23 protein-coding genes are annotated in these 26592 nt (G+C 72.1%); 7 read left to right on the plus strand and 16 right to left on the minus strand.

The genetic code is table 11. The annotated features are described in order from the left end of the window. Window positions 1-162: 162 nt before the first annotated feature. Together LNK82_RS06785 and LNK82_RS06790 are read left to right on the plus strand one after the other, a co-directional pair. The gene (locus tag LNK82_RS06785) at window positions 163-738 is read left to right on the plus strand and encodes a biotin transporter BioY (protein WP_230566065.1); all 576 of its coding nucleotides are present in this window, start codon (window positions 163-165) and stop codon (window positions 736-738) included. A 164-nt stretch (window positions 739-902) separates the two neighbouring features. Next, window positions 903-2930 carry an ATP-dependent DNA helicase gene (locus LNK82_RS06790; protein WP_230566066.1) on the plus strand — a complete coding sequence of 676 codons (2028 nt, stop codon included), beginning with the start codon at window positions 903-905 and terminating at the stop codon, window positions 2928-2930. 135 nt (window positions 2931-3065) lie between these two features. Here LNK82_RS06790 and LNK82_RS06795 read toward each other — a convergent pair whose 3' ends face one another. From LNK82_RS06795 to LNK82_RS46610, 6 genes are all read right to left on the minus strand, one after another. Beyond that, window positions 3066-4475 carry a phospholipase D-like domain-containing protein gene (locus LNK82_RS06795; protein ID WP_230566067.1) on the minus strand — a complete coding sequence of 470 codons (1410 nt, stop codon included), beginning with the start codon at window positions 4473-4475 and terminating at the stop codon, window positions 3066-3068. A 25-nt stretch (window positions 4476-4500) separates the two neighbouring features. Further along, a complete protein-coding gene (locus LNK82_RS06800; RefSeq protein ID WP_230566171.1) occupies window positions 4501-5190 on the minus strand; it encodes a peptidyl-tRNA hydrolase in 690 nt (229 codons plus the stop codon). Window positions 5191-5204: 14 nt separating this feature from the next. Then, window positions 5205-6431 carry a phosphoserine phosphatase SerB gene (gene serB, locus LNK82_RS06805; protein WP_230566068.1) on the minus strand — a complete coding sequence of 409 codons (1227 nt, stop codon included), beginning with the start codon at window positions 6429-6431 and terminating at the stop codon, window positions 5205-5207. A 105-nt stretch (window positions 6432-6536) separates the two neighbouring features. Continuing rightward, a complete protein-coding gene (gene ctaD / locus LNK82_RS06810; protein WP_230566069.1) occupies window positions 6537-8324 on the minus strand; it encodes an aa3-type cytochrome oxidase subunit I in 1788 nt (595 codons plus the stop codon). Window positions 8325-8696: 372 nt separating this feature from the next. Beyond that, window positions 8697-9398, minus strand: a complete 702-nt coding sequence (locus LNK82_RS06815; RefSeq protein WP_230566070.1) for a hypothetical protein — start codon at window positions 9396-9398, stop codon at window positions 8697-8699. Between the two features lie 143 nt (window positions 9399-9541). Then, window positions 9542-10330 (minus strand): hypothetical protein, encoded by a 789-nt coding sequence (locus LNK82_RS46610; RefSeq protein ID WP_268995870.1) that lies wholly within the window; start codon window positions 10328-10330, stop codon window positions 9542-9544. Window positions 10331-10554: 224 nt separating this feature from the next. Between LNK82_RS46610 and LNK82_RS06825 the strand changes: the two genes are divergently transcribed. The 3 genes from LNK82_RS06825 to LNK82_RS06835 are packed head-to-tail and all read left to right on the plus strand — an operon-like array spanning window position 10555 to window position 13107. Next, window positions 10555-11223 (plus strand): response regulator transcription factor, encoded by a 669-nt coding sequence (locus LNK82_RS06825; protein WP_230566071.1) that lies wholly within the window; start codon window positions 10555-10557, stop codon window positions 11221-11223. Beyond that, the gene (locus tag LNK82_RS06830) at window positions 11220-12506 is read left to right on the plus strand and encodes a HAMP domain-containing sensor histidine kinase (protein WP_230566072.1); all 1287 of its coding nucleotides are present in this window, start codon (window positions 11220-11222) and stop codon (window positions 12504-12506) included. The genes LNK82_RS06825 and LNK82_RS06830 overlap by 4 nt, the downstream gene beginning before the upstream one ends. Beyond that, window positions 12499-13107 (plus strand): HD domain-containing protein, encoded by a 609-nt coding sequence (locus LNK82_RS06835; RefSeq protein ID WP_230566073.1) that lies wholly within the window; start codon window positions 12499-12501, stop codon window positions 13105-13107. Before LNK82_RS06830 ends, LNK82_RS06835 begins: the two co-directional genes overlap by 8 nt. Here LNK82_RS06835 and LNK82_RS06840 read toward each other — a convergent pair. From LNK82_RS06840 to LNK82_RS06870, 7 genes are all read right to left on the minus strand, one after another. Beyond that, on the minus strand, window positions 13082-13654 hold the full coding sequence (locus tag LNK82_RS06840; RefSeq protein WP_230566074.1) for a 1,2-dihydroxy-3-keto-5-methylthiopentene dioxygenase: 573 nt from the start codon (window positions 13652-13654) through the stop codon (window positions 13082-13084). The genes LNK82_RS06835 and LNK82_RS06840 overlap by 26 nt on opposite strands. Before the next feature lie 5 nt (window positions 13655-13659). Further along, a complete protein-coding gene (gene mtnB, locus LNK82_RS06845; protein WP_308257172.1) occupies window positions 13660-14244 on the minus strand; it encodes a methylthioribulose 1-phosphate dehydratase in 585 nt (194 codons plus the stop codon). Between the two features lie 11 nt (window positions 14245-14255). Further along, entirely contained in the window at window positions 14256-14921 is a 666-nt protein-coding gene (gene mtnC / locus LNK82_RS06850; protein ID WP_230566075.1) for an acireductone synthase, read from the minus strand. After that, window positions 14914-15921 (minus strand): s-methyl-5-thioribose-1-phosphate isomerase, encoded by a 1008-nt coding sequence (locus LNK82_RS06855; protein WP_230566076.1) that lies wholly within the window; start codon window positions 15919-15921, stop codon window positions 14914-14916. Before LNK82_RS06855 ends, mtnC begins: the two co-directional genes overlap by 8 nt. Further along, the gene (locus tag LNK82_RS06860) at window positions 15921-17069 is read right to left on the minus strand and encodes an acyl-CoA dehydrogenase family protein (protein ID WP_230566077.1); all 1149 of its coding nucleotides are present in this window, start codon (window positions 17067-17069) and stop codon (window positions 15921-15923) included. The genes LNK82_RS06855 and LNK82_RS06860 overlap by 1 nt, the downstream gene beginning before the upstream one ends. Before the next feature lie 88 nt (window positions 17070-17157). Then, on the minus strand, window positions 17158-18294 hold the full coding sequence (locus tag LNK82_RS06865) for a hypothetical protein (protein WP_230566078.1): 1137 nt from the start codon (window positions 18292-18294) through the stop codon (window positions 17158-17160). Next, window positions 18291-19385 (minus strand): XRE family transcriptional regulator, encoded by a 1095-nt coding sequence (locus LNK82_RS06870; protein WP_230566079.1) that lies wholly within the window; start codon window positions 19383-19385, stop codon window positions 18291-18293. The genes LNK82_RS06865 and LNK82_RS06870 overlap by 4 nt, the downstream gene beginning before the upstream one ends. A 198-nt stretch (window positions 19386-19583) precedes the next feature. On the opposite strand from LNK82_RS06870, the gene LNK82_RS06875 reads away from it, so the two are divergent. After that, complete coding sequence (locus LNK82_RS06875) at window positions 19584-19820, plus strand: hypothetical protein (RefSeq protein WP_230566080.1); 237 nt, start codon at window positions 19584-19586, stop codon at window positions 19818-19820. 67 nt (window positions 19821-19887) lie between these two features. After that, complete coding sequence (locus tag LNK82_RS06880; RefSeq protein ID WP_230566081.1) at window positions 19888-20712, plus strand: hypothetical protein; 825 nt, start codon at window positions 19888-19890, stop codon at window positions 20710-20712. A 163-nt stretch (window positions 20713-20875) separates the two neighbouring features. Here the strand turns inward: LNK82_RS06880 and LNK82_RS06885 are convergent, their stop codons facing one another. The 3 genes from LNK82_RS06885 to LNK82_RS06895 all read right to left on the minus strand — a co-directional run bounded on the left by LNK82_RS06885 (window position 20876) and on the right by LNK82_RS06895 (window position 26591). Then, window positions 20876-22588 carry a family 20 glycosylhydrolase gene (locus LNK82_RS06885; protein ID WP_230566173.1) on the minus strand — a complete coding sequence of 571 codons (1713 nt, stop codon included), beginning with the start codon at window positions 22586-22588 and terminating at the stop codon, window positions 20876-20878. A 147-nt stretch (window positions 22589-22735) separates the two neighbouring features. Beyond that, the gene (locus tag LNK82_RS06890; protein ID WP_230566082.1) at window positions 22736-25600 is read right to left on the minus strand and encodes a helix-turn-helix transcriptional regulator; all 2865 of its coding nucleotides are present in this window, start codon (window positions 25598-25600) and stop codon (window positions 22736-22738) included. Window positions 25601-25610: 10 nt separating this feature from the next. After that, window positions 25611-26591 (minus strand): zinc-binding dehydrogenase, encoded by a 981-nt coding sequence (locus LNK82_RS06895; RefSeq protein ID WP_230566083.1) that lies wholly within the window; start codon window positions 26589-26591, stop codon window positions 25611-25613. Between the last annotated feature and the right edge of the window lies 1 nt (window position 26592).

Here is a 26592-nt window from a genome sequence, read left to right on the forward strand (position 1 = left end):
GGCAGCTCGGCCCGACGGTGAGCGCGTCGGCGGGACGGCCGCACACCACTGGCACGTCGGCTCGTCCCGCGTGAGATGGCCAACTTTGTAGAGCTTCGACAAAGACCGAACGAGTGATCGCCGGTTAACCTCCCGGTGAGTCGATCCTCTGGGAGGTCCCAAGTGTCCGTCCTCGCCGTTCCCGGCCGTCGCGCGGTGCTCGCCGACCTGGTCCCGGGCGCTCTCGCGCGTGACATCGCCCTGGTCGTCGCGGGCGCCGGGTTGACCGGCCTGGCCGCCCAGGTCGCGCTGCCGGTGCCGGGCAGCCCCGTGCCGCTGACCGGCCAGACGTTCGCCGCCCTGCTGGTGGGCGCGGCGCTCGGGTGGCAGCGCGGTGGCGCGTCGATGGTCCTGTACCTGATCGCCGGCGTGGCCGGTGTGCCGTGGTTCCAGGGCGGATCGTCGGGCACGCCCGCGTCGCTCGGGTACGTGGTCGGGTTCGTGTTCGCCGGCGCGCTGGTCGGCCACCTCGCCGCCCGCGGCGGTGACCGGACGCCGTTGCGGACCGTCGGCACGATGGCGGTGGGCAACCTGGCGATCTACGCGTGCGGCGTGCCGTGGCTGATGGCCGCGGCGGGCGTCGGCTTCGGCAAGGCGTTGCAGCTGGGCGTGACGCCGTTCCTGCTGGGCGACGCGCTGAAGATCGCCCTGGCCGCCGGTCTCCTGCCCGCGACCTGGGCCCTGGTCAACCGCAAGTAACCGCGCGAGTCCTACGTCCAGGACGCGCGAGTCCTACGTCCGGAACACGCGTGTCCTACGTTCGGAACACGCGTGTCCTACGTTCGGAACACCCGAGTTCAACGCTCGGGACGCGTTGGGGTGTCCGGCCCGCGGTGACGGGGTGGGCGGGTACGGTCTTCGCCGTGCCCGCCACCACCGCGATCCCCGACACCAGGACGTTGCTCGCCGTTGCCGTGGAGGCGGTGGGCGGCGCCGAACGCCAGGGCCAGGTCGACATGGCGGAGGCCGTCGAGCGGTCGATCCGGACCGGCGAGCACCTGGCCGTCCAGGCGGGCACCGGCACGGGCAAGTCGCTGGCCTACCTGGTGCCCGCGCTGCGGCACGCGGTGGCCGAGGAGACGACGGTCGTCATCTCCACCGCCACCATCGCGCTGCAACGCCAGCTCGTGGACCGCGACCTGCCCCGGCTCGCCAAGGCGTTGCGCAAGGAGCTGGGGCGCGAGCCGAGGTTCGCGATCCTCAAGGGTCGGCGCAACTACCTGTGCATGCACCGCCTGCACACGGGAGCACCGGACGAGCCGGAGGACGCGGGCCTGTTCGACCCGTTCGCGGTGTCCAAGATGGGCCGGGAGATCAAGCGCCTGCACGAGTGGTCGTCCGAGACCGAGACCGGTGACCGGGACGAGCTCGTGCCGGGCGTCACGGACCAGGCGTGGCGACAGGTCTCGGTGACCGCGCGCGAGTGCCTCGGCGTGAACAAGTGCCCGATCGGCGTGGACTGCTTCGCCGAGAAGGCCCGGGCCGAGGCGGGCAAGGCGGACGTCGTGGTGACCAACCACGCGATGCTCGCCGTGGACGCGCTGGAGGGCTACCAGGTCCTGCCCGACCACGACGTCGTGGTGATCGACGAGGCGCACGACCTGGTCGACCGCGTCACGTCGGTGGCGACGGAGGAGCTGAGCGCGTCCCTGGTCGCCACGGCCGCGCGGCGCTGCGGGCGGCTGATCGACCAGACCGTGGCCGACCGGATGGCCGAGGCGAGCGACGGCCTGGCGATGATCCTGGAGGAGGTGCCGGCCGGTCGGCTGGACAGCCTGCCGCAGGCGTTGGCCGGTGCGTTGCGGGCGACCAAGGACGCGGCGCACGCGTGCATCACGTCGTTGGGGCCGGAGCGCAAGGAGGACGTGGACGGCGCCACGTCGCGCAAGTTGGCGATGTCGCTGCTGGACGACGTGCACGACTGCGCCACGCGGATCCTGGAGGCGTTCGACTCCGACCACGACGTGGTCTGGGTGTCCGGTGATTTCGCCGACCGCAACAAGCCGCCGTCGTTGCGGGTCGCGCCGTTGGGCGTGGGCGGGTTGCTGCGGGAGCGGCTGTTCGGGAAGCGGACCACGGTCCTGACCTCGGCGACGTTGACGTTGGGCGGCACGTTCGACACGTTGGCGCGGCAGTGGGGGCTGCCGGCGGCGTCGGGGGTGCGGAAGGCCGAGGGGACGGCGACGGACAAGGAGCCGCCGTCGGACCTGAGCGCGCCGCGGTGGAGCGGGCTGGACGTCGGCTCGCCGTTCTCGCACGGGAGCGCCGGGATCCTGTACGTGGCGCGGCACCTGCCCCCGCCGGGGCGCGACGGGCTGCCACCGTCCTATGTGGACGAGATCGAGGGTCTGGTCAACGCGGCGGGCGGGCGCACGTTGGGGCTGTTCTCGTCGATGCGTGCGGCGAAGGCGGCGGCGGAGGCGTTGCGGGACAAGGTGGACTACCCCGTGCTGTGCCAGGGTGACGACGCCACGGGGCAGTTGGTGAAGCGGTTCGCCGAGGACGCGCAGACGTGCCTGTTCGGCACGTTGTCGTTGTGGCAGGGCGTGGACGTGCCGGGGCCGGCGCTGTCGCTGGTGGTGATGGACCGCATCCCGTTCCCGCGGCCGGACGACCCGTTGGCGTCGGCGCGGCAGAAGGCGGTGGAGTCGCGCGGCGGCAACGGTTTCCTCACCGTGGCGGCTACTCACGCGGCGCTGTTGCTGGCGCAGGGGGCCGGGCGGCTGCTGCGTTCGATGAACGACAAGGGCGTGGTGGCGATCCTCGACCCGCGCCTGGCGACGGCCCGTTACGGCGGGTTCCTGCGCGCCTCGCTGCCGCCGTTCTGGACGACGTACGACCCGGAGGTCGTGCGGGCGGCGCTCAAGCGGCTCGACGCGGCGAACAACTGACGCCGTTTCCGCAGGTCGCGTGTTCTGAGCGTTGAACTCGGGGGTCCTGAACGTAGGACACGCGGGTCCTGAACGTAGGACACGCGGGACGCGAACGTAGGACTCACGCGACGTGGAGGTAGGACTCTCGCGGGGTCAGCCGTCGACGAGCAGGCCGCGGAGGGGACCTTGGAGGCGGCCGGCGCGGCGGGAGACGCCCGGGAGGGCGGTCAGGCGGTGCTTGCCCGGGGCGGTCAGGGTGGGGCGCCAGAGGCGGTCGACGACGTCGTGGGCGGGGCCGGTGACGTCGGACAGCGGGCGTTGCAGGTGTTCGGACCAGAGGCGCAGCCGGGTGTCGCGCGCGACATCGGGGTCGTCGGTGACGACGTTGACCTCGGTGTCGTTGAACAGGGAGTGCTCGTTCAGGTTGGCCGAGCCGATGCTCAGCCAGCGGTCGTCCACGATGGCCAGTTTGGCGTGCACGTAGACCGACGAGGACGTCGCGCCGTCGTGCGAGGACAGGGTGGCGGCGACCAGGCGGTGGTTGCCGTCGTCGGCGTCCAGCAGACGTCCCAGCTGGCCGCGGGTGGTGTCGGCGCCGTTGCTCGGCTTGCGCGGCAGCACGAGGACCGTGCGGAAGTCCGGGTGGGGCGGGTTGCGGAGCTTGTCGATCAGGACCTCGGTGATCTCGGGTGACCAGAGGAACTGGTTCTCGAGGTAGATCAGGCTCCTCGCCGCGCGCAGGGCGCGGAGGTAGGAGTCGAGCAGGCTGAACTCGCCGCGGGCCGCGAAGTCGTAGGTGCGCTCCGGGATCGTCCGCACGAGCTGGGCCGAGGACGGGCCGGCGGGCGCGGGCGGCGTCGCCGCGGGCAGCTGCTCGCCGGCGATCTCCTGCCAACGACTGCGGAAGTGGTCGGCCACGTCCGCGACGATCGGCCCGTGCAGGCGCGTCCCGATGTCGTGCCAGCCCAGCGGTTCACGGGGCGGGTGCTCGGCGGTGTCGTGGCGGTCGCCCTCCACCGCGGTCAGGTCCATGCCCCCGACGAACGCCACCTCGTCGTCCACCACGACGATCTTCTCGTGGTGGCAGTGCAGCGTCCGCTCCCGCGCGTCGATCTCGCACCGGACCGCGCTGTCGCGCGTGAACTCGCGCTGCGCCGCCAGCACGCGCTTGCGGGTCGGCTCGAACATCGGCACCGGCGGCCCCGCCCACAGCAGCACGCGCACCGGCACCCGGGACGCGGCCGACGCCAGCAGCTCGCGCAACGTCGGCGAGCCCGGTTCACGGGTCAGCCGGAAGTCCGGGCTCGCGCACCACCCGGCCAGGTGCACCGACCGGCGTGCCGACGAGATCGCCGACGCGATGGCGGGCAGCACCTCGTGCCCGTCCACCAGCACCTCGACCCGGTTGCCGGTCCGCACCGGCCGTCGCGGCGTCCACCAGCCGGCCTCCGAGCCGAAGGCCGAACCCCACCCCAGTTTGCGCAACCGTCTCGCGTGGTGCGCGCACAGCAAGCTCTCCAGCCCGTCACCGAGCTTGGCGTCCAGCACGTCCAACAGGCCCACGCCGGGGATGGTTACCGCAAATCGGTCAGCCGAAACGTCGGTGCACGGCCACCGTCGCCGTGCCGGGCGCGACCTCGGTGTACCCGGCGTCGCGCACCAGCACGACGTCCGGCCGGGCCACCAGCGCGTCCCAGTCCGCCGCCGACGGCGTCCGCACGGCACACCGGTAGTCCAGCTCCGCCCACTCCTTGAGCTCGGCGTCGGACAGGTGCGGCGCGAGCAGCATCGACGCGTGCCCCACCTGGGCCGCGGCCTTGCCCGCCGTCATCCCGACCCGCGGGTTCAGCCAGAGCTCGTGAGCGCCGGGCGGGATCGGGCCGGGCTCGTCGGACGGCAGCTCGCTGCCCGAGATCTGCAACCGGCTCAGCTCCTTGGGCAGGTCGACCACCCGCCCCGGCACGAACGCCCGCACCGAGGCGCCGCCGACCGTGATCGTCACGCCCGGCAACGACTGCACGGCCTCCCAGTGCGCGCCCCGTGCCCGCCGCGTCACCTTCCGGATCCGACCGCGCACCCACGCCACCAGCTCGTCGTGCCACTCGCCGCCCGGCAGCGCGCGGTCGTCCAGGCACACCGCGATGGCGGCGGCCGCGGCGGCCTCCAGCACGTCCGTCCGGGACGGCGGCGCGGACCGCTCGATCCGCAGCACCACCGGCATCGCCCGGACCGACTCCGGGTCCTCCTCGTCGGTCGCGTAGTGCCGGTCCACCAGCATCCGCAGGATCGGGTTCACAGCCGGTTCAGCTCCAGACCGTCCGCCGCGTCCGCGGCCTCCACCTCCGCACGCGTCACGCCGAGCACGAACAGCACCGCGTCCAGGAACGGGTGCGACAGCGCCGTGTCCGCCACCTCGCGCAACGCGGGCTTGGCGTTGAACGCGATGCCCAGCCCGGCCGCGCCGAGCATGTCGATGTCGTTGGCGCCGTCGCCGACGGCCACGGTCTGCGCCAGCGTGATGCCCTGCTCGTCGGCGAACCGCCGCAGCGCCACCGCCTTGCCCGCCCGGTCCACGACCTCGCCGACGACCCGGCCGGTCAGCTTGCCGTCCACGATCTCCAGCTCGTTGGCCGCGCAGAAGTCCAGGCCGAGGTCGTCGACCAGCCGCTGGATCACGCGCGTGAAGCCGCCGGACACCACACCGCAGCGGAACCCGAGCCGCTTCAACGTCCGCACCGTCGTCCGCGCGCCGGGCGTCAGCTCCAGCGACTCGGCGACCTCGTCCAGCACGGACTCGTCCAGGCCCTCCAGCAGCGCCACCCGCCGCCGCAGCGACTCGGTGAAGTCGAGCTCGCCGCGCATCGCCGCGTCGGTGATCTCCTTGACCTGCGGCTCCACCCCGACGTGCGCGGCCAGCATCTCGATCACCTCGCCCTGGATCAGCGTGGAGTCGACGTCGAACACCACCAGCCGCTTGGCCCGCCGGGTCAGCCCGGCCCGCTCCACCGCGATGTCGAGCCCGCCGCGCACCGCCACCTCGGCCAACGCCGACCGCAGCTGCGCGTCGCTCTCCGGCGTGTCGTCGGCCACCGAAACCCGCAGCTCGAGGCCGGTGACGGGGTAGTCGGCGACACCGCGGATCGCGTCGATGTTCACGCCGAGCGCCGCGAGCCGACGCGCCACCTCGGTGAACGCGCGCGCCGTGACCGGGCGGCCGAGCAGGATCAGCACGTGGCTGGACTCCAGCCGCGCCGTCCGCTTCGAGTCCGCGCCGATCTCCACCTCGACGTGCATGGACACCGTCGCCATGGCCTGCTCGACGGCCTCCTGCAACCCCTCGGGGTCGCGGTCGGCGGCCACGAGCACGCCGAGCACCAGCCGACCGCGGATGACGACCTGCTCGACGTCGAGGATCTCCACGCCGTGCCTGGTCAGCACCGCGAAGAGCACGGAGGAGACCCCCGGCTTGTCCGGTCCGGTGACGGTGATCAGGACGGGCGTGGCGCTGGGCTTGGTCACTGATGGCTCCTATGCCAGACAGCGACGAGCCCCGAGACCGCGGTCCGAGGGATCGGACGCTGGTCGTCGGGGCTCGCCGTTGAACCTGCGCTCAGGTTACAAGCGCTACTTGTGGTCGCCCTCGGTGTCCTCCGAGGCTGTGCCCGATTGCACAGCGGCGGCGGCCACCTCCGACGGCGCGGGCTTCGCGTCCTCGTGCGCGATGGCCTTGCCGGTGAACGTCACGTGCGCCTCGCTGTGCAGCCGCTCGATCATGTGCGGGTAGTGCAGCTCGAACGCCGGGCGCGCCGAGCGGATGCGCGGCAGCTCGGTGAAGTTGTGCCGCGGCGGCGGGCACGAGGTCGCCCACTCCAGCGAGTTGCCGAAGCCCCACGGGTCGTCCACCTTCACGGTCTCGCCGTACCGGTAGGACTTGAAGATGTTCCAGATGAACGGCAGCGTGGACGCGCCGAGGATGTACGCGCCGATCGTCGAGATCGTGTTCAGCGTGGTGAAGCCGTCGCTGGGCAGGTAGTCCGCGTACCGGCGCGGCATGCCCTCGTTGCCCAGCCAGTGCTGCACCAGGAACGTCGCGTGGAAGCCGAGGAACGTGGTCCAGAAGTGGAGCTTGCCCAGCGGCTCGTCCATCATCCGGCCGGTGATCTTCGGGAACCAGAAGTAGATGCCCGCGAACGTGGCGAACACGATCGTGCCGTAGAGCACGTAGTGGAAGTGCGCGACGACGAAGTACGTGTCGGACACGTGGAAGTCGATCGCCGGCGCGGCCAGCAGGATGCCGGACAGACCGCCGAAGAGGAACGTGACGATGAAGCCGATGCTGAACAGCATCGGTGTCTCGAACGTCAGCTGCCCCTTCCACATCGTGCCGATCCAGTTGAAGAACTTGATGCCGGTGGGCACCGCGATCAGGAACGTCATGAACGCGAAGAACGGCAGCAGCACCGCGCCGGTGGCGTACATGTGGTGCGCCCACACGGCCACGGACAGCGCCGCGATGCCCAGCGTCGCGTAGACCAGGCCGTTGTAGCCGAAGATCGGCTTGCGGCTGAACACCGGGAAGATCTCCGACACGATGCCGAAGAACGGCAGCGCGACGATGTAGACCTCGGGGTGGCCGAAGAACCAGAACAGGTGCTGCCACAGGATCACGCCGCCGTTGGCGGGGTCGAACACGTGCGCGCCCAGGTGGCGGTCGGCCAGCAGGCCCAGCAGCGCGGCGGTCAGGATCGGGAACGCCAGGAGCACCAGCACGGACGTCACCAGGATGTTCCAGGTGAAGATCGGCATGCGGAACATGGTCATGCCGGGCGCCCGCAGGCAGACCACGGTGGTGATCATGTTGACCGCGCCGAGGATGGTGCCGAGACCACCGACGACCAGGCCGGAGATCCACAGGTCGGCGCCGACGCCGGGCGAGTGGATGGCGTTCGACAGCGGGGTGTAGGCGAACCAGCCGAAGTCGGCCGCGCCGCCCGGCGTGAGGAAGCCCGCCATCACGATCAGGCCGCCGAACAGGTACAGCCAGTACGAGAAGGCGTTGAGCCGCGGGAACGCGACGTCCGGCGAACCGATCTGCAGCGGCAGGATGAAGTTGGCGAAGCCGAACACGATGGGCGTCGCGTAGAGCAGCAGCATCACCGTGCCGTGCATGGTGAACAGCTGGTTGAACTGCTCCTGGGACAGGAACTGCATGCCCGGTCGTGCCAGCTCGGTCCTCATCAGCATGGCCATCGCGCCGCCCACCATGAAGAAGGCGAACGACGTGACCAGGTACATGATGCCGATTTGCTTGTGGTCCGTGGTGCGGAACATCCGCAGCAGGAACGAACCCTTGACCGCGTCGCGAGTCCCGAAGGGCCGCGTCGCGATCGGCTGCGGGGCTACGGCCGTCACGGTGCCTCCTGCACTGTCTGGTTCTGGCTTCGCCGGTGGGTGGCGCCGCCGGCTCATCGGATCGTAGACGGCGGTGTTCCGGGTGGTGCGGCTGGGCTGCCCCCTGGATCAAGTGAGGTAGCGCAGGTCACAGGATTGGATGGCCGCTGCTCCGCAGACGGCGGCGAGGTCGCCGGGAAGTCGATCGTTCGCGCCCTGATTCTCCGACGATCGAAAGCGTGATCTCCGGAGAATGAGGACGCGAACGATCGACGCGACCTCGCGGGGTCGGCGTGATCGGAGTGGTGAAGCAGGGGGTGGGGCGGGGGTGGGGTAGCACGAGGGCCGCTCCCGGGGGTGGGAGCGGCCCTGTGGGTGAGGTGGGTGCTGGGGTTAGCGGCGCAGGAGGTTGCGCAGCTTCGGTGAGGCGACGAAGGCGGCGCCGGCGGCGACCAGGGCGAGGCCCACGATCAGCATCCAGCCGCCGTCGTAGCCGGTGTTGGCCAGGTCGCCGTCGTTGGTGCCGTCGGCCACGGCGGGCGCCGAGGTGGTGGTCGGGGTGGTCGCGACGGACTCCGTGGTGGTCGTCGGGGTCACCTCGGTGGTGGTCGCCGGGGTGGACGGCGTGGTGCTGTCCGGGGTGGACGGCGTCGTGGTGACCGTGGCGTCCTGCTCGGCGCAGACGAACCAGTGGCTGATTCCCGCGGGGCCGCCGCTGGAGTTGACCGGCGGGTGCAGGTCTTCCCAGGCCAGGTCGCCGAGGTCCGCGGCGTCGTAGACGTTGTAGGCGCTGCCGCCCTTCACGACGACACCGGTGACGGTGTAGCCCTCGGGGTGGGCGGTGATGGTGATGTTGACGCCTTCGGTGGTGAAGGTGCCCGCCGGCATGGTCATCTCGTCGCCGGGCAGGCCGACGACGTCGCACGCGTTACCGGGCTGGCCGATGTCGACGTTGCCGTCGACCACGGTGGCGCGGTCGTCGCCCGACTCGAGGGGGGTGCCGGGCGAGGCCGAGGCGGTGCCGCCCAGCAGGCCGGTGGCGCTCAGGGCGAGCAGGGCGGCTGCTCCGACTAGGCGGCGGGTGGTGATGCGCATGGGTGCTGCTCCGCGGGTTCGAGGGCTGACCGGGTGGATCGAACTACACCGGGCATCCCTCTATCGAGGTAGCCCATTCAGACGAAGCGGGTTGGAGTGCATTTGTTATGAGTCGGTGATCTCAACGTTCGGTAACGACCGTTTCACCGACGGAGGAACTTGCGGAGCTTCGGCGAGGCGAGGAACGCGGCGCCGGCGGCGAGGAGCGACAGGCCGGCGACGATCAGCCACCAGCCGTCGAAGCCGGTGCTCGCCAGACCGTCGTTCGACTTGGGGACGATGATCGCGCCGGCGGCTTTGGTGGTGGTGGTGGTCGGGACGGCCACGATCAAGGCTGGTTGCGTGGTGGTGGTGGTTGTCGGGACGGTGGTGGTGGTCGGCGTGGTGGTCGACGGCGTGGTGGTGGTGGTGGTGGTGACGGTGGTCGTGGTGGTCACGGCCGAGGTGGTGGTGGCTGTCGTTGTGGTGGGAGCGGTGGTGGTCGTGGTGGTTGTTGTCGTGGTGGTCGTGGTGGTGGTCAGGCAGACGAACCAGTGGCTGATGCCCGCCGGGGTGCCGTTCTCGTTCAGTGGTGAGTGCAGGTCGAGCCACGGCAGGGAGCCGAGAGCGGGGTAGACGTTGTAGGCGTTGCCGCCCTTGACGACGACTCCCGTGATCACGAAGCCGGACGGGTGGGCGGTGATGTCGATGTAGGTGCTGTCGGCCGAGAAGCCGCCGGACAGGGTCGCCTCGGTGCCCGGCAGGCCCACGGCGGCACACGCGTTGCCCTGCTGGTCGATGGCGATGTTGCCGGTGAAGGCGGTCGCGCGGCTGTCGCCCGGCAGGGGTGGGTCCTGGTTCGGCTGGGCGGACGCGCCGGTGGCGAGGAGACCGGCTGCGATCACGGCGAGCAACGAGACTGCTCCGAACGTGGTGCGACTTGTCGTGCTCATGGGGCTCTCCGCATGGCTCGATGTGGCGTTCGGCGGATCGGACTGCTCCGTCGCTGCTCTATCGCGTTAACCCGTTCGTATGATGCAGGCCGAGACCGAGTCGTTATGCGAAGCGGCCTGGAATGGGCCGGATCTCCCCCGTGGCGGGGATGCGGGCGGCCTTTACCGAACCCGAACACGCTCGTGGCCCTGCCCGCCGCCGGCCCCGTGCCACGATTCCCGGCGTGCAGGGACTCGTGCTGGTCGTGGAGGACGAACGGGCCATCGCCGACCTGATCTGCCTCTACCTGCGGCGGGACGGGTTCGGGGTGCACGTGGAGGCGGACGGGCACGCGGCCTTGGCGGCGGTGCGGCGGTTGCGGCCGGTGGCGGTGCTGCTGGACGTCGGCCTGCCCGGGATGGACGGGGTCGAGGTGTGCCGGGCGCTGCGCGCGGCGGGCGACTGGACGCCGGTGCTGTTCGTGACCGCGCGCGACGACGAGGTGGACCGCGTGCTCGGGCTGGAGCTGGGCGCGGACGACTACGTGACCAAGCCGTTCAGCCCGCGTGAGCTGGTGGCCAGGGTGCGCACCGTGCTGCGCCGGGGAACGCCGCAGGTCAACCCGGTGCACGTGGTCGGCGACGTGAAGCTGGACGGTGACCGGCGGCGGGTGTGGGCGGGTGAGGTCGAGGTGGCGTTGACGTCGACGGAGTTCGAGCTGTTGGCGCACCTGATGCGGCACCCCGGCCGGGTGTTCGCGCGCGAGCAGCTGTTGAGCGCGGTGTGGGGTTACGCGGCGGCGGCGGGCACGCGGACGGTGGACGTGCACGTGGCGCAGTTGCGGGCGAAGCTCGGCGACCGCAGTCCGATCAGGACCGTGCGCGGGGTCGGCTACTCGGTCGAGGCGTCGTGACGCGCACCAGCCTGGCGTTCCGGATCACGGCGTTGTGCCTGGCCGTGGCCGGTGTGGCGGTCGTGGTGGCGGGTCTGGTGTCGGCCCGGCTGGTGCTGACCGCGGCACGCGAGGTGAGCCGCGAGGCGTTGGCCGACCAGGCCGACGTGGTGGCCGGGCAGCTCGACGGTGGTCGGGCCGGGCGGCTGCGGGTGGTCGAGGTGCTGCGCGGGCAGGGCATCGCCGTGGTCCTGATCGGGCCGGACGGCGGGTTGACCGGTGATCCGCAGGCCGTGCGCGCGGTCCGGGAGGCCCGGGTCAGGTCGGGCGTCGCCGGGACGCGGCTGGTCGAGGTGCGCGACGGGGTCGCGCTGGTGCAGGAGACGGGGCTCGGCAACGGGCCGGGGCGCAAGCTGCTGCGCAACATCGCGTTCGCGCTGCTCGTCGGGTTGCTGGTCGCGGCGGTGGCCGGGTTGTTGCTGGGCAAGCTGGTCGCGCGCCCGTTGCGGCGGACGGCGGCGGTCGCGCGCACCATGAGCGGCGGTCGGCGTGACCTGCGGGCGCCCGAGCAGGGGCCGGCGGAGGTCGCCGAGGTCGGCGGCGCGGTGAACGCCCTGGCCGACGCGTTGGCGCGCAGCGAGGCCAGGCAGCGGGAGTTCCTGCTGTCGGTCTCGCACGAGCTGCGCACGCCGTTGACCGCGGTGAGCGGGTTCGCCGAGTCGCTGGCCGACGGTGTGGTGTCAGGGCCGGAGGTGCCGTCGGTCGGCCGCACGATCTCCGAGGAGGCGCACCGGCTCGACCGACTGGTGACGGACCTGTTGGACCTGGCCAGGCTGGGTGCGGACGACTTCCGCGTCGACCTCGCCCCGGTGGACCTGACCGAGGTCGTCACGGCCGCCGCCGAGGTGTGGCGGGCCCGGTGCGCGGCGAAGGGGGTCGAGTTCCGGCTGGAGGCGCCGTCGCGGCCGACCGTGCGGACGACGGACGCCCGGCGGGTGCGGCAGGTGCTGGACGGGCTGCTGGAGAACGCGCTGCGCCTCACGCCCGCCGGTCGGCCGGTGGTGTTGGCGCTGCACGACGTGCTCCAGGTGCGCGACGGCGGTCCGGGGCTGTCCGAGGAGGACTACCGGGTCGCGTTCCGGAAGGGAGCGCTGCACGCCAAGTACGAGCGCTCCCGGCCGGTCGGCACGGGTCTGGGACTCGCGCTGGTGCACGGTCTGGTGACCCGGCTGGGTGGCACGATCGAGGCCGGTCCCGCGCCCGAGGGCGGCGCGGCGTTCACGGTGAGGTTGCCCGATGCGTGAGCTGGAAGCGCGGTGGCACGACGCGGTCCGGGTGCTGGGTGGCGCGCACGGACCGGGTGACCTCGCCGAACGGTACGCCGAACCGCACCGCGGCTACCACAACGCCGAGCACGTGCTGGCCGTCGTCCGGGACGTGAACGCCCTGGCCGTCGATCACACGGCACGTGAGCGCGCTGTGCTGACGCTCGCGGCGCTGGCGCACGACGTGATCTACGACGGCGTGCCGGGCGAGGACGAGCGGCGCAGCGCCGAGTGGGCCCGGGAACGGCTGACCGGCCTGCCCGAGGCCGACGCGGTGGCCGAGCTCGTGCTGGCCACCGCGGACCACGCCTCGGACGACCCGCTGACGTGCCTGCTCCTGGACGCCGACCTGGCCGTGCTCGGCTCCGACCCGGCCACCTACGAGCGCTACCGCACGGCCGTGCGCGCCGAGTACGCGCACGTGCCGGACGACGCGTGGCGGGTGGGGCGGGCGGGCGTCCTGCACGCGCTGGCCCGGCGCGATCCGCTGTACGTCACGCCGCACGCGCGTGCGCGGTGGGAGGTCCGCGCCAAGGCCAACCTCGCCGGCGAGCTCAGCTCGCTCGGTGACCCGCCATGAGCGCGTCGTACGTCGGGAACGCCTTGGCGATCTCGCTGCCGGTGAAGTTGCCGACCCAGCCGTCGTCGTCGTGGAAGAACCGGATCGACACGTAGTCCGGCCGGGTGCCCATGTCGAACCAGTGCGTGGTGTTCTCGGGCACGCTCAGCAGGTCGCCCGCCTCGCACAGCACCGCGTACACGCGCCCCTCGACGTGCAGGTAGAACACGCCGGAGCCGCGCGCGAAGTACCGGTCCTCGTCGTCGTCGTGGGTGTGCTCGGCCAGGAACTTCAGCCGCGCCTGCCCGGCCGACGCGAGCCACTCCGGGTCGTCCGACGGGGTCATCTCGGTCGCGTCGACCAGGACGTAGCCCTCGGTCTCGGTGACGCGGGCGACCTGCTCGGCGTACACCTCCAAGGCGTTCTCGGCGGTCACACCCGGCACGACCGGCCACTGCTCGTACCGGACGCCCAGCTGCTTCAGCTCGGCCGCGATCTCGGCGGGGTCGGCGGTGCGCACCAGAGCGGTCTCCGGGTCGGTGTCCGACCACACGGTCAGCAACGTCATCGCGCCTACCTCCTGTAGGTCTCGGCTTTGAAGCGCAACAGCCACTCCAAGCACTCCAGCCGGTGCCGGGCCTGGTAGAGGTCGTCACCCCAGACGTACACCCCGTGGCGGGCGACGAGCAAGGCGGGCACGTCCGCGCGGAAACCGGCCTCGAACGCGTCGCCGAGCTCGGTCATGTCCTGGCTGTTCGGGACCACGGGGACGACGACGGTCTCGTGCGCCTGCCGCCCGAAGCCCTTGAGCATCTCCAGGTCGCGCAGCTCGACGCCGTCGGGCCAGAGCTCGGCCGCGACCACGGGCGCCAGGGCGTGCACGTGGACCACCGCGCCGGCGCCGGACACCGCCGCGATCCGCCCGTGCAGGCCCGCTTCGGCCGACGGCACGCGCACCGGGTCGTCCGTGCGGCCCTCGGCGTCGACGACCACCACGTCGTCCGGCGCGAGTTCGCCCTTGTCCTTGCCGCTGACGGTCACCGCGAGCCGCAGGGGGTCGCGGCCCACGACCACGGAGAGGTTGCCGGACGTGCCGCGCATCCACCCCATCGCGGTGTACCGGGCGCACTCGGCGGCCAGCGCCTCACCGGGTGTCACAGAGCCGGTTCTCACAGGGCCTGCACCGTCCGGTGTGGACCGAAGTCCGCGTCGCCGTACGGCTCGCCGGGGCGGGCGACGCCGACCGTCCGCCAGCCCGCCTCGGCGGCGGCGTGCAGCTCGGCGGGGACGTCGGAGTAGAAGGTGATGTCGGTCGAGCCGAGCACGGAGGCGATCTTGAGGTACGACGAGGCCTCTCGCTTGGGGCCCGCGTTCACGGTGTCGAAGTGGAACTCGAACAACGAGGTGAGGTCGCCGTCCGTGGTGTGGGCGAAGAACGCCACCTGACCGGCCACCGAACCCGAGGAGAACACGGCCAGCTTCGTGCCCTCCGCGTGCCACTCGCGCAGCGCGGGCACGACGTCCGGGAAGAACTCGGCCACCAGGTCGCCCTCGGCGTACCCGCGCTGCCAGATCAGGCCCTGCAACGTCTTCAGCGGCGTGACCTTCTGATCGGCGTCCATCCAGCCGTGCAGCACGCGCACCAGCTCGTCCGTGCCGCCGTCCACACCGGACAGCTCGCGGATCTGCGCCACGGCCTCGGCGACGGCCGGGTCGTCACCGTGCTGGTCGATCCACGGCCCCAGGCGCGGCCGGGCGTAGTCGTACAGCGTGACCAGGACCTGGTCGGTGGCGCTGAGCGTGCCTTCGATGTCCAGCACTACCCACTCACTCATGAACGTCCCCAACGTAGTAATCGGCCAAACCGCCCGGAGCGTACGCACCGCGGTCGGTCACCACCGTCGTGACGAACCGCGGCGGCGTGACGTCGAACGCCGGGTACAGGCCCCGCGCCCGGTCGGTGGCCGTGCGGCGGCCGAGCGTGTGCAGCACGTCGTCGCCCGGCCGGTACTCGATCGGCACGTCGGCGGCGGTCGGCGCCAGGCGGTCCGGGGCCTGCACCATGGCCAGGAACGGCACGTCGAACGCGTGCGCCGCGATGGCGAGGCCGAGCGTGCCGACCTTGTTGACCACGTGCCCGTCCATGGTGACGCGGTCGGCGGCGGTCAGCAGCACGTCCACGTCGCCGGTCGACATGACGGCCGCGCCCATGCCGTCGGTGATCAGGGTCGTGTCGACGCCCATCTCCCCCAGCGTCTCCGCGGTCAGGCGGGCGCCCTGGAGGTACGGGCGGGTCTCGGTGCAGAGGAACCGCAAACGCTTGCCCATCGCCTGAGCAGCGGCGACGGTCTCGGTCAGGTAGAGGTCGGCCCAGCAGTGCGTGAGCACCGCGGCCCCGTCCGGCAGCAGCTCGGCGGTGTGCGCGCCGAGGCTGCGGCTGCGGCTGCGGTAGCGCTCGTCCCCCGCCTTCGCGCCTTCCAGCGCGCCGGCTTGGAGGTCGTCGTTCGCGTCGACGCCCGCCAGCACCGCGGCCACGGCCTTGCGCAGGTGGTTGTTGGTGCGGCGGGTGGCGATCAGGAGCTGCCCGGCCCGGTCGAGGTGGGCGCGGGCCTCGTCGCGCGGCAGGCCGCGGGCCTCGCGGGCGGCCAGCACCATGCCCCACAGCGCGGCGAAGTACGGGCCGGAGGACTGGGTGACCATGTCCTCGATGGCCTTGGCGACCTCGGCGACCGTGCCGCAGCGCACCCACGTCTTCTCGAACGGGAAGTTGCGCCGGTCCAGGATGTGCACGCCGTCGTCCTCGAGGCGCACGCTGCGCGCCAGCAACGGCTCCATCAGCTGTACCCGGTGAACGGCGCGTGCTCGCCGGTGAGGTAGTACGCGCCGACCTCGCGCGCCTTGTACGACACGGGGTCGTGCAGGGTGAGGGTGCGGGCGTTGCGCCAGAACCGGTCGAAGGCGTAGCCGGCGGCGGTGGCCCGTGCGCCGCACAGCTCGAACACCCGGCTGGTGGTCTGGTTGGCGACCTTGGTGGCGACGACCTTGGCCGACGAGATGGCGGCGGCGGTCTCGGCGCGTTCGGTCCGGGTCAGGTCGGCGCCGCGCCGGGAGGCCTGGTCGAGCTCGGCCGAGGCGTGGTCGGTGAGGAAGCCGGCGGCCTGCGTGTCGGCGACGAGCTCCCCGTAGGTCCCGAGGACGTACGGGTCGGCGGTGGCCGTGTCGACGCCGCTGAGGAACCACGGTCGGGTGGTCGTGCGGGTGTACTGGGCGGCTTCGGCCAGCGCGCCCTCGGCCATCGCCACGTACAGCTGGGCTAGCACGAGCTGGAAGCCGAGGGCGGCCAGCGAGAGGCGCGGGCTGTTCTCGTCGTGCGCGCCGAGGACCTGGTCGGACGGCACGTGCACGTGGTCGAACACCACGCCGCCGCTGGCGGTGAGGCGTTGGCCGATGTTGTCCCAGTCACCGGCGTAGGTGATGCCGTCGGCCTTGGCGTCGAGGGTGAAGGTGATCTTGGCGCCGGTCTCGGCGTGGGTGGCGCTGACCACGAGCCGGTCGGCCACCGACGCGCCGGTGGCGAACGTCTTGCGGCCCGTGACCTCGAACCCGCCGTCGACGGGCCGCAGCTCCAGGGCGGCGTCGAGCGGGTTGCTCACGCCTGCCCAGAAGAGGTCGGCACCGGAGAGGTCGGCACCGGAGAGGTCGGGTAGGTGGCGCGGGTTGTCGAACAGGCCGCTGCGCCAGACCTGCAGGTAGTGGTAGCCGAGGAGGTGGCCGATGTTGGCGTCCGCCGCGCCGACGACCCTGGTCACCGCCTGCTGCGTGGCCCAGTCGTCGACCTTGAGCAGCCCGGACCGCCGCAACGCCCCGACCTCGGCCGAGGGCTCCGCACCGCGCCGGTCGCGCTCCGCCGCGTCGACCCGCAACGCCGCGGCCAGCTCCTCGGCGACGGTCAGCCACTTCTGCCGACCATCGGTGCTCGTCATGCGCCCTCCTACCGTCTGCGTCCCAGCAGGGGAGCCTAATCGCCGGCGCGCGCCGCGGACTGAGCGTTCCGCCACATGGGAGGCGTGCTCAGCGGGCGACGTAGGCGGCGTGACCGACCAGGCCCAGCTCCGTCACCGCGCCGCGCAACCCGACCGTGCCGCCGGGGAAGGTCGCGACGTGCGCCGCCCACGTGCGCCGGTCCTGGGCGAGCGCCTTGAGGTACCGCACGCACAGCGACGGCGGGATGGCTTCGCAGCGCTTGCGCGCGGCGCGCAGGGCGATCTCCATCCGCAACGCCTCGTCGTCACGCCGTCCCCGTGACCTGATCCGGTCGAGGATGCTGTCGATCAGGGCGATCCGGCCGTGCAGGAACTCGGTCCAGTAACCCTCGTCCGCCGCCGCCTCGAAGCCGCCGTCGTCGTCCAGCAGCGCGAACACCCCTTCGGCGAGGCAGTCGCCGAACTCCTCCACCTGCGCCCGCGACTCGTTGGCGAACGGGTCGTACGGCTTCTGCTCCACCTTGCCCGTGATCGCCGAGCGGCGCAGGCCCGCGTCGTCGAGCAGGAAGAACCAGTCCTCGTTGTAGATCGTCGGGAAGAACGAGGTCATCGACTCGCGACCGACGACCAGCGCGCCGCCGCCGATGAACGTGCCCTGGTCGCCGCCGGTCTCTCGGTGCGCGTGGCAGACCACGGAGTTGTCCGGGAAGCCGCCGACCTCCAGCCCGACGGCCGCGTAGCCCTCCGAGACGAGGCCCGCGGCGGCGTCGAGGTCGGACGGCGTCGGCACGGTGATGTCGTCGTCCAGGAACGCCACCCGCTCCCAGCCGACCACCCGGGACACCAGCAGGCCGAGGTTGCGCTTGAAGCTGGTGTCGGTGTGCCGCATGAACTCCGTGGGGCCCAACACCTTCGTGGTGGCCGACTGGCGGGGCATGAGCGAGGAGGGCAGCGCGCTGACGTCGACCACCAGCATCTCGACGCCCCTGGTGCGGGCCAGTTTCGCGGCCCGGTCGGGTGCGGCGGCGCCGCTGGTGAGCACGACCAGCGGCCGGTCGAGCTCGGCGGCGACGTCGGCCGCCGTGCCGAGGTAGCTCCACGGGCGGTTGGTCGGCACGATGATCGCGTCGACGGCCCCCTGCGGGCAGTCTCGGACGTCCACTGTGGTCAGCAGCTTGCCGTGCGACGCGTGGTGCTCCACGAGCGCAGGGGCGGTGGCGTTCAACCCGGGCCCTCCGGCCATTCGACGAGGCGGGATTCGGGCAGGTTCCAGTCCGGCGTCACGACCCGGCCGTTCACCACTTGCACCCTCGTGAGGACGCTGTAGGCGTTCGCGCCCGCGAAGCGGGACTCCAGGTACGCGCCGTTGCGGTCGCGGAACCTGCTGTCCGTCAGAGCCCGCACGACACCGAGGGTGCCCCTGCCGTACTGGCCGTTGCAGATCGTCACCGTCCGCTTGTGGTTGAACGGGTTGGTGCCGCGGTAGAAGTGGCCGACGTCCTCGAGCAGGACCTCGTGGCCGCGGTGGTTGCCGAGCTTCGGCGCGAAGAGGCGTTCGCGGCCTTCGCGGTCGCGCACCACGAACCCGCCCGCTTCGGCCTCGTCGTGCCGCGCCACCTGCGTGATCGGCAGGTCGACGCGGTCGAGCAGCTCGCGGGTGACGAGGTTCCAGTCGACGCCGCCGAGCAGCACGAGGTGCGTGGTGTAGTCGTCGGGCGCCAGGTCGGAGGCGATGCGGAAGTTGACCTGGCTGCGCGGGTTGAGCGCGCGGATGTGGCCGTGCAGCTCGATCAGGGCGTCGAGGTCGGCGTAGGTGTAGAGCTCGACGTAGTCCGGCTGCGTGGGGTCGGAGTAGGGCATCTTCGCCCGCATGTCGGCCGGGAGCTGGGCGACGACGATCGTGATGTCGTACCGGTCGTCGAAGTACCAGAAGCCCCGGTCGGCGCGGTCCTGGGCCGGGGTCGCGCCGTCCTCGCGTTCGACGGCGGCGCGCAGGTCGGCCAGTTCGCGCAGCAGTTCTTCCCGGTGGCGCAGCTCGTCGGGGGTCAGCTCCTCCACCGGGATCAGCCGGTAGGGGCGGGCGGCGACGGAGCGCCTGGTGGCGAAGAACGTGGCGTAGGCGGCGAGGCGGTTCAGCGGCGGCGTCTTGGGCTTGCTGCGGCTCTCCCAGGACGACAGCAGGGGCACGCTGGCCGGCTTCTCGGCACTGAACGCTTGCGCCAGGTCGCTCTGCGTGATCGTCACGTCGGGCCACCGCTCTTCACGCAGCGCCCGAAGGCGGTGCGCCAGCAAGTGGGAGTCCTCCGCAACGACCACGTCCGCGCGCCCTTCAGTGAACTTCAGCGTAACAGCTGAAGCGTGAAACATACACGATTGCGGAGAAAAGTCACGAGTCGCTACGCCCATCAGGGGCTTGTCAGTCCGGTACACCGCACTTACGCTCAAGTTACTGAGGTTCAGTCAACTTCAGTGAGTAGAGGTGAAGTTCACCCAGGAAGCCATCCGGGGGTCATCATGAACATGCTCACCGCGTTAGCTCAAACGTCCGAGACCACCGAGTGGACGCCGCTGGTGGTGATGATCATGGTCGGCGCGATGGCGCTGGTCATGGGCCTGGCCAAGCTCCTGCGCCGAGTGCTCGGCATGCTCACCCGGGTCCTGCTGTCGGCCGGTGCGGCGATGACCGGGATCGCCACGATGCTCGCCCTCTGCACCGTGCTGACCACCGTTCTGCTGGTCTACGCGCGCTGAACCGCCACGTGCGGCCCACCCCCTTCGACTACGGTATGCGGGCCCGCATCGAAGGGGGAGTCGCACGATGGACCTGTCGCGCAGATCGTTCTCCGGGGGAACCGCCGTCGCCGCACCGGCGACCGCGACCCCCGGGACGACCGCCGCGTCGGCCCGGACGCCGCGTCCACACCGGCCGTCCACACCGCACCTGCTGGAAGCCGAGCACCTGGTCGGCTACCTGTCGTTGCCGACGTGCCCGTTGGCCAACAACACCTACAAGGAGCCGGACCAGCCGAACGTGGTCCGGTGGGGCTCGCCCGGTGACGCGTCCGGGTGGGTCAACCAGAGCCAGTGCGCGTCGTTCCTGACCGCCGTGCTGAAGCGCACGTACAAGTGGGCGACTTCAGGGTTCTTCAGCGCCCACTTCGGCGTGGCGAGCCCGTTCGCGCGGGACTACCGGGCGGCGTTCGCGGAGCGGGAGATCCCGCACTTCGAGCGCGTCACCAGGGTGGCGGACCTTCGTCCGGGTGACCTGATCGCCGTCGACTACCGCAACGACCAGGACACCAACACCGGGCACGTGGTGATGGTGCGTTCGGTGAAGGGCGTCTACACCGCGCCGACCCGGGCCCTGAACTTCCCCGGTGAGACGCAGTACGCGGTGGAGGTCGTGGACTGCACGTCCGAGCCGCACGGCGTGTACGGGGTGGGCAACTACTTCCGGTTCCCGGACAACCGGATCTTCAACGCCACCGCCGCGACGGACGGCGCGGGGTACGGGCACATGATGTTCTACGCGTCCGACGCCACCGGCGAGTTCAGCCGGTACCGGTGGAGCGTGAACACGTCGTCCGCGCGGACGTTCCCGGTGTCGGACCGTCCGGTCTCCGCCGCCCGCGTCGTGTCCTGACCGTTGAACTCGGGGTCCCTGAACGTAGGACACGCGGGACCCGAACGTTCGACACACGGGGCCCGGACGTTCGACACGCGCGGGTTTCAGGTTTGCGTCGGGGTGGTCGAACACTCAGGTCCCCCGTGTCGAACACTCAGGGCCCGTGAGTTCTACGTTCGGGTCAGAGGCGTTGCCAGAGGGCCGGGACGTTCGGTGGTTCCCAGCCGGGTAGCGAGGTGTGCGACTGGCGGCACTGGTAGGTGACGCCGTTGTAGGTGACTTGGGTGCCCGCCGTGTACGCGCGGTTAGGGGCCCAGGTGCCGGATGGTTGGGTGGTGGTGGTCGTGGTGGTGGTGCCGTTGTCGGCCCAGGGGACTTGGGGTGAGCGGTAGAAGTCGATGCCCATCGCGGCCCAGCGCGGTGCTTGGGCGCCGAGGCGGAGGCGGAACGCGTCCCAGTTGTGGGTCGACCACGGTGACCACGCCAGCTCGGCGATCGCGGACAGGCGCGGGAACGCCATGTGGTCGATGTGGGCCGGTGTCACGATCGTTTCCGTCCACAGTGGAGCTTCCACGCCGCGGACGGCGGATTCCGGGACGCCGCTGACGTGCGTGCCGGGGTTCCAGTCGTAGGCGTCGCGGACTTCGACGAAACCCGCCCAGCTCAGGCCGAGGGGCGTCCCGGAGTGGTACTTCATGTCCAGGTAGGCCTTGTTCGCGGGCGACATCACGATCTTCTGCCCACGCGCGGCGGCGTTCTGGACGACCGCGTTGGACGTCGTCGTGCCCCAGTACTGCGCGACAGCGCCCGTGTCCGCGGTCGTCTTGACGAACTCGTGCCAGCCCATGGGCTTCTTGCCGTACTTGCCGACCAGCGGCAGCACGCGGCTCATGAACGCCTGGTACTCCTGGTCCGTGGTCGCGTTCGCCTCGTCGCCGCCGATGTGGAAGTACGGGCCGGGCGTCAACGCGGCGATCTCGCGGATCACGTCCTCCACGAACGTGTAGGTGATCTCCTTGGACACGCAGAGGGACGAGTAGCCCACCGCGATGTCCGTGCGCAACGCGGGCGCGACGCCATTGCAGTTCAGCTCGGCGTAGGAGGCCAGCGCCGCGTTGGTGTGGCCGGGGAGGTCGACCTCGGGCACGACGGTGATGTGCCGGGCGGCGGCGTACGCGACGATCTCCTGGTACTGCGCCTTGGTGTAGTACCCGCCCGGCCCGCCGCCGACCTGCGTGCTGCCGCCGTGCGTCGCCAGCCGGGGCCAGCTGTCGACGACGATGCGCCAGCCCTGGTCGTCGGTCAGGTGCAGGTGGAAGTAGTTCACCTTGTAGAGGGCGAGCTGGTCGAGGTACCGCTTGACCGCGGCGACGGGGTGGAAGTGCCGCGCCACGTCGAGCATCGCGCCGCGGTGGGCGAAGCGCGGGTGGTCGGTGATCGTCACGCCCGGCACGGTCCACGGGCCCGGCTGCGCGGTCCGGCTCTCGACCTTGGCGGGCAGCAGTTGGCGCAACGTCTGCACACCCGCGAACAGGCCCGCCGCCGTATTGGCCCGCAGCTGCACGGCCGCGGACGTCACGGTGAGCTGGTAGCCCTGGTCGCCGACGGACGCCGGCGCGCCGCCGAGGAGCAGCGCGATGCCGTCGGCCGGGACGCCGGTGGTGTCCGCGACCGGCAGGGCGTAGCCGGTCGACGGGCGGAGCAGGGCGGCCAGGTGGTCTCCGACGCCGTGCGCGGCGGCCGTGGTGTGGATCCGGGTGTCGGCCGTGATCGCGTGCGTGACGCCGGCGGCGGGCTGCACCGAGACCGGCACGGGGACGAGGCTGTTCAGGGGCTCGGCGGCCGAGGCCGTGGTGGTGCCGGTGTTCCAGGCGACGATCGCGCCGGACACCATCACCAGGGCGGCGAGCGCTCGCGCCGTCCTCGCTGGGGGTTTCACCGTTGGTCCTCCTAGGGCAAGGCGGCGGCCGGCTGCCGTCAAGCGTGCGTACGCCCGGGAGGAGATGTCAATGGGTCTAGACCAGTTGGCCACCCCGGTCGGCTACGCGAGGGCGAGCTTGCCGAGTTCCACCCGCGACGTGACGCCGAGCTTCGGGTACGCCTTGTAGAGGTGGTAGCCGACCGTGCGCGGGCTCAGGAACAGCTGCGCGCCGATGTCCCGGTTGCTCAGGCCCTCCGCGGCCAGCCGCACGACCTGCAGTTCCTGTGGGGTGAGGGCGCTGAGCGGGTCCGGCCCCGGCACGGCGCGGCTCTCGCCGGTGGCGCGCAGCTCGGTGCGGGCGCGGGCGGCCCACGGTGTCGCGCCGAGCCGTTCGAACACCTCCGACGCCGACCGCAGGTGCGTTCGGGCGTCGGCCTTGCGGCGGGCCCGGCGCAGCCACTCCCCGTACAGCAGCTCGGTGCGGGCGCGTTCGAACGGGCGGCTGTCGTCGACGCGGTGCAGGTCGACGGCCTTCGAGTACCACTGCTCGTCGTTGGTGAGCAGGGCGCGGCAGCGCGCGGAGACGGCGAGCGCCCACGGTTGGCCGGTGCTCGACGCCCACTCGTCGTACCAGCGGGCGGCGTCGTCGTGCGGCCTGCCCAGCCGGGCGGACGCCTCCACCACGTCGGGCAGGCTGGTGACGGAGTAGAGCCGGTGCGCGCCCGCGGCGACGTCGGCCAACCGGTCCAGCACGGCCTCGTGCCTGCCGAGGCCCAGGTCCAGCAACGCCAACGCGCACGCGGCCCGCACGGACTGGGGCGCGCCGCCGACCAACGTCGTCACCAGCTCCTCGCACCTGGTCTCGTCACCCTCGATGGCGGCCAGTTCGGCGAGCACGGCGGCCAGGTAACCGACGCTGAACTCCTGGCCGATGTCCGCGGCGATGCGGAGCCCTTCCTCGGCGGTGGCGCGCGCGTCGCGGTGGTGGCCGAGGTGCAGGCGGCCGCGGGCCAGGTAGGCGAGGGCTCGGGGCAGCACGCCGAGAGCGCCTTGGGCGCGTGACTGGCGTTCCAGGTCGAACGCCCAGGCGTGGGCCGCTTGGTCGTCGCCGAGGACGAGGTTCCACCAGGCGGTGACCGCGTTGCCGGGCCCGCCGACGTACGGGGAGTCGAGGAGCTTGCGCAACGCGGCCATGCCGCCGGGGACGTCCTCGCCTTCCAGGCCGAGGGCGGCCTTGGCGACGCCCCGGGTGTCGTCGGCGCCGGGCAGGCCCTCGGCACGTGCCACGACGTCCCGGAGCAGGTCGAAGTCGCGGCCGGCCCACGCGTTGTTGGCGGCGTGGAACAGCATCTCCCCCGCCAGCTCGGGATCGGCGTGCCGGGCGCACGTGACGGCGCGGGCGAGTTGCGCCGCGGCCTCCGCCGGCCGTCCCTGCTCGGCGGCCAACCTCGCCTGGATGCGTGCCACCCGCGCGCCGTCCAACGTGTCGGTCACGAGGTGCCACGCCTGGTCGGCGAGCGCGACCGCGCGGTCGAACTGGCCCGCCGCGCCGGCCGCGCCCGCTGCCGCCGCCAGCCGGTGGCCGCGTTCGGTCGGGTCCGGGGTGAGTTCGGCGGCGCGGTGGTAGGCGGAGGCGACGGCGACGTAGCCGCCCCGGTTGCGGGCGTCCTCGGCGGTGCGGGCGAGGGCTTGGGCGACGTCCTCGTCGGGCGCGGTGGTGGCGGCGGCCAGGTGCCAGGCGCTGCGGTGGGCGTCGTCCAGCACCTCGGCGAGTGCTTTGTGGACGGTGAGGCGGTGCTTGAGCGGCGCGCTCTGGTAGGCGGCGGCGCGGATCAGGGGGTGGCGGAAGGTCAGCCGGCCGTCGTCGGAGCGCAGGAGTTGGCGTTGTTCGGCGATTTCGAGGTCGTCGACGGACGCGCCCAGCAGTTCCGCGGCCGCGAACACCGCGGCCGGGTCGCCGGTGTCGTCGGCGGCGGCTACCAGGAGGAGGGTGCGGGTGCGTTCGGGGAGCGTGCCGATGCGGTCGGCGAAGGTCTGCTGGATGCGGCTGTGGGTGGGCAGGGCGGCGACGCGGTAGGCGTGGGCGGCAGGCAGGTGGCCTTCGCGTTGGGCGGCGGGGAGTTCGAGCAGCGCCAACGGGTTGCCGCGGGCTTCGTCTGCGATCTGGTCGCGGACGTAGCGGGGCAGGTCGGCGGCGTGCTCTTCGAGGAGGGCGGCGGCGTGCTCCGGGGTGAGGCCGGTGAGGCGGAGTTCGGGCAGGCCGGGTGCGGGGAACGGCGGTGCGTGCAGGTCGCGGGCGGCGAAGATCATCGCGATGCCCTCGGCGTGGAGGCGGCGTGCGGCGAAGACGAGCGCTCGGGCGGAGCCCTGGTCCAGCCAGTGCGCGTCGTCGACCAGGCAGAGGACGGGGTGCTGGTCGGCGAGGTCGGCGAGGAGGGTGAGGACGGCCAGGCCGACGAGGTGGTGGTCGCCGCCTTCGGGCGGGGCGAGGCCGAGGGCGGCGCGCAGTGCGGTGGCCTGGTTGGGCGGCAGGGCGTCGACCCGGTCCACGACCGTGCCGAGGAGGAGGTTGAGGCCGGCGAACGGCACGACCGACTCGGACTCCACCGCCGTGCCGCGCAGGACCAGGAACCCGGCATTGGTCGGGGTCCGGTTGTCGCCGGCCGGGGTCCGGTTGTCGCCGATCGCGGTGCGGTTCTCGCCGGCTTGCGCGCGGTTGTCGCCGGCTGGGATGCCGTTGTCGCGGGCGGTGCCGGGTGGTCGCTGCGCAGGGGTACCCGCCAGGGGGTCCCCTGCTTTCATTCTGCCAAAGGGGTCTGACAATTCCGGTGGGGGCGAGGTTGCCCGGGTGGCGGCGTGGGACAGCAGGGCCGATTTGCCGATGCCCGCCTCACCGCGCACCACGAGCACGCCGCTGCGACCGGCGCGGGCGGCGGACAAGAGACCGTCCACCACGGCCAGCTCGGCGGACCTCCCGTGCAGCACGTCCCCGACCCTAGCCGGCGTCCGGCAGCAGGACGACCTTGCCGACTGTGCGCCTGGTCTCCATCGCCTCGTGCGCCCGCCCCGCCTCCGCCAGCGGGAACGCCTGGACGAACGGCGTCAGCCGGTGGGTCGCGGCGGCGGCCAGGGCACGTGCCTCCAGCGCACGCAGCCCGCCCGACCGCTTCGCCACCTGCGGGCCGACGGCGACGGTCGCGGTCAGCGCGCGGGCGAACAAGTCCTGCGAGGTCAGGTGCACCAGCTCGCCGGACGACGACCCGAACATCACGACCCGCCCGCCCGGCGCGAGCAGGTCGACCGCGCCACGACCCAGCGCACCCCCGACACCGTCCAGCACCACCGTCACCTCCCGTCCACCGAGTCGAGCGCGCACCTGCTGCTGCCACCCCTCCACCAGGTAGTCGACGGACACCGCCGCACCCGCCCGCAACGCCACCCGCCGCTTCTCCTCGCCACCCGCCAGGCCCACCACCAGCGCACCCGCCCGGACCGCGCCCTGCACCAGCACGGTCCCCATCCCACCGGCGGCGGCCGTCACGACCACCACGTCGCCCGGCGCCGGGGCCGCCGCGTCCACCACGCCCAACGCCGTGCCGCCGGTGCAGATCATCGCCACGGCCGCCGGGAAGTCGAGCCCGACCGGGATCACGTGCAGCGCCCCCACCTCCCGCACCACCAGCTCGGCGTACCCCCCGCCGGCGAGGCCGAGCTGCGTCACCACCCGCTCCCCCAGCCACGCCTCGTCCACGTCACGGCCGACCGCGTCCACCACCCCGGCCACCTCGGAACCCAGCACCGCGGGCAGCTCCGGCAACGGCACGCAGTCCTCGCGGCCACGCCGGATCACCCCGTCCACCAGGTGCACGCCCGCCGCGCGCACCGCGATCCGCACCTGGCCCGGCCCCGGCGACGGGTCCTCGACCTCCTCGCACCGCAGGGCCGAGCCGAACGCGTGCAGCCGCACGGCCAGCACG

The organism is Saccharothrix luteola (genome assembly GCF_020859565.1).
Taxonomy (GTDB): Bacteria; Actinomycetota; Actinomycetes; order Mycobacteriales; family Pseudonocardiaceae; genus Actinosynnema; species Actinosynnema luteola.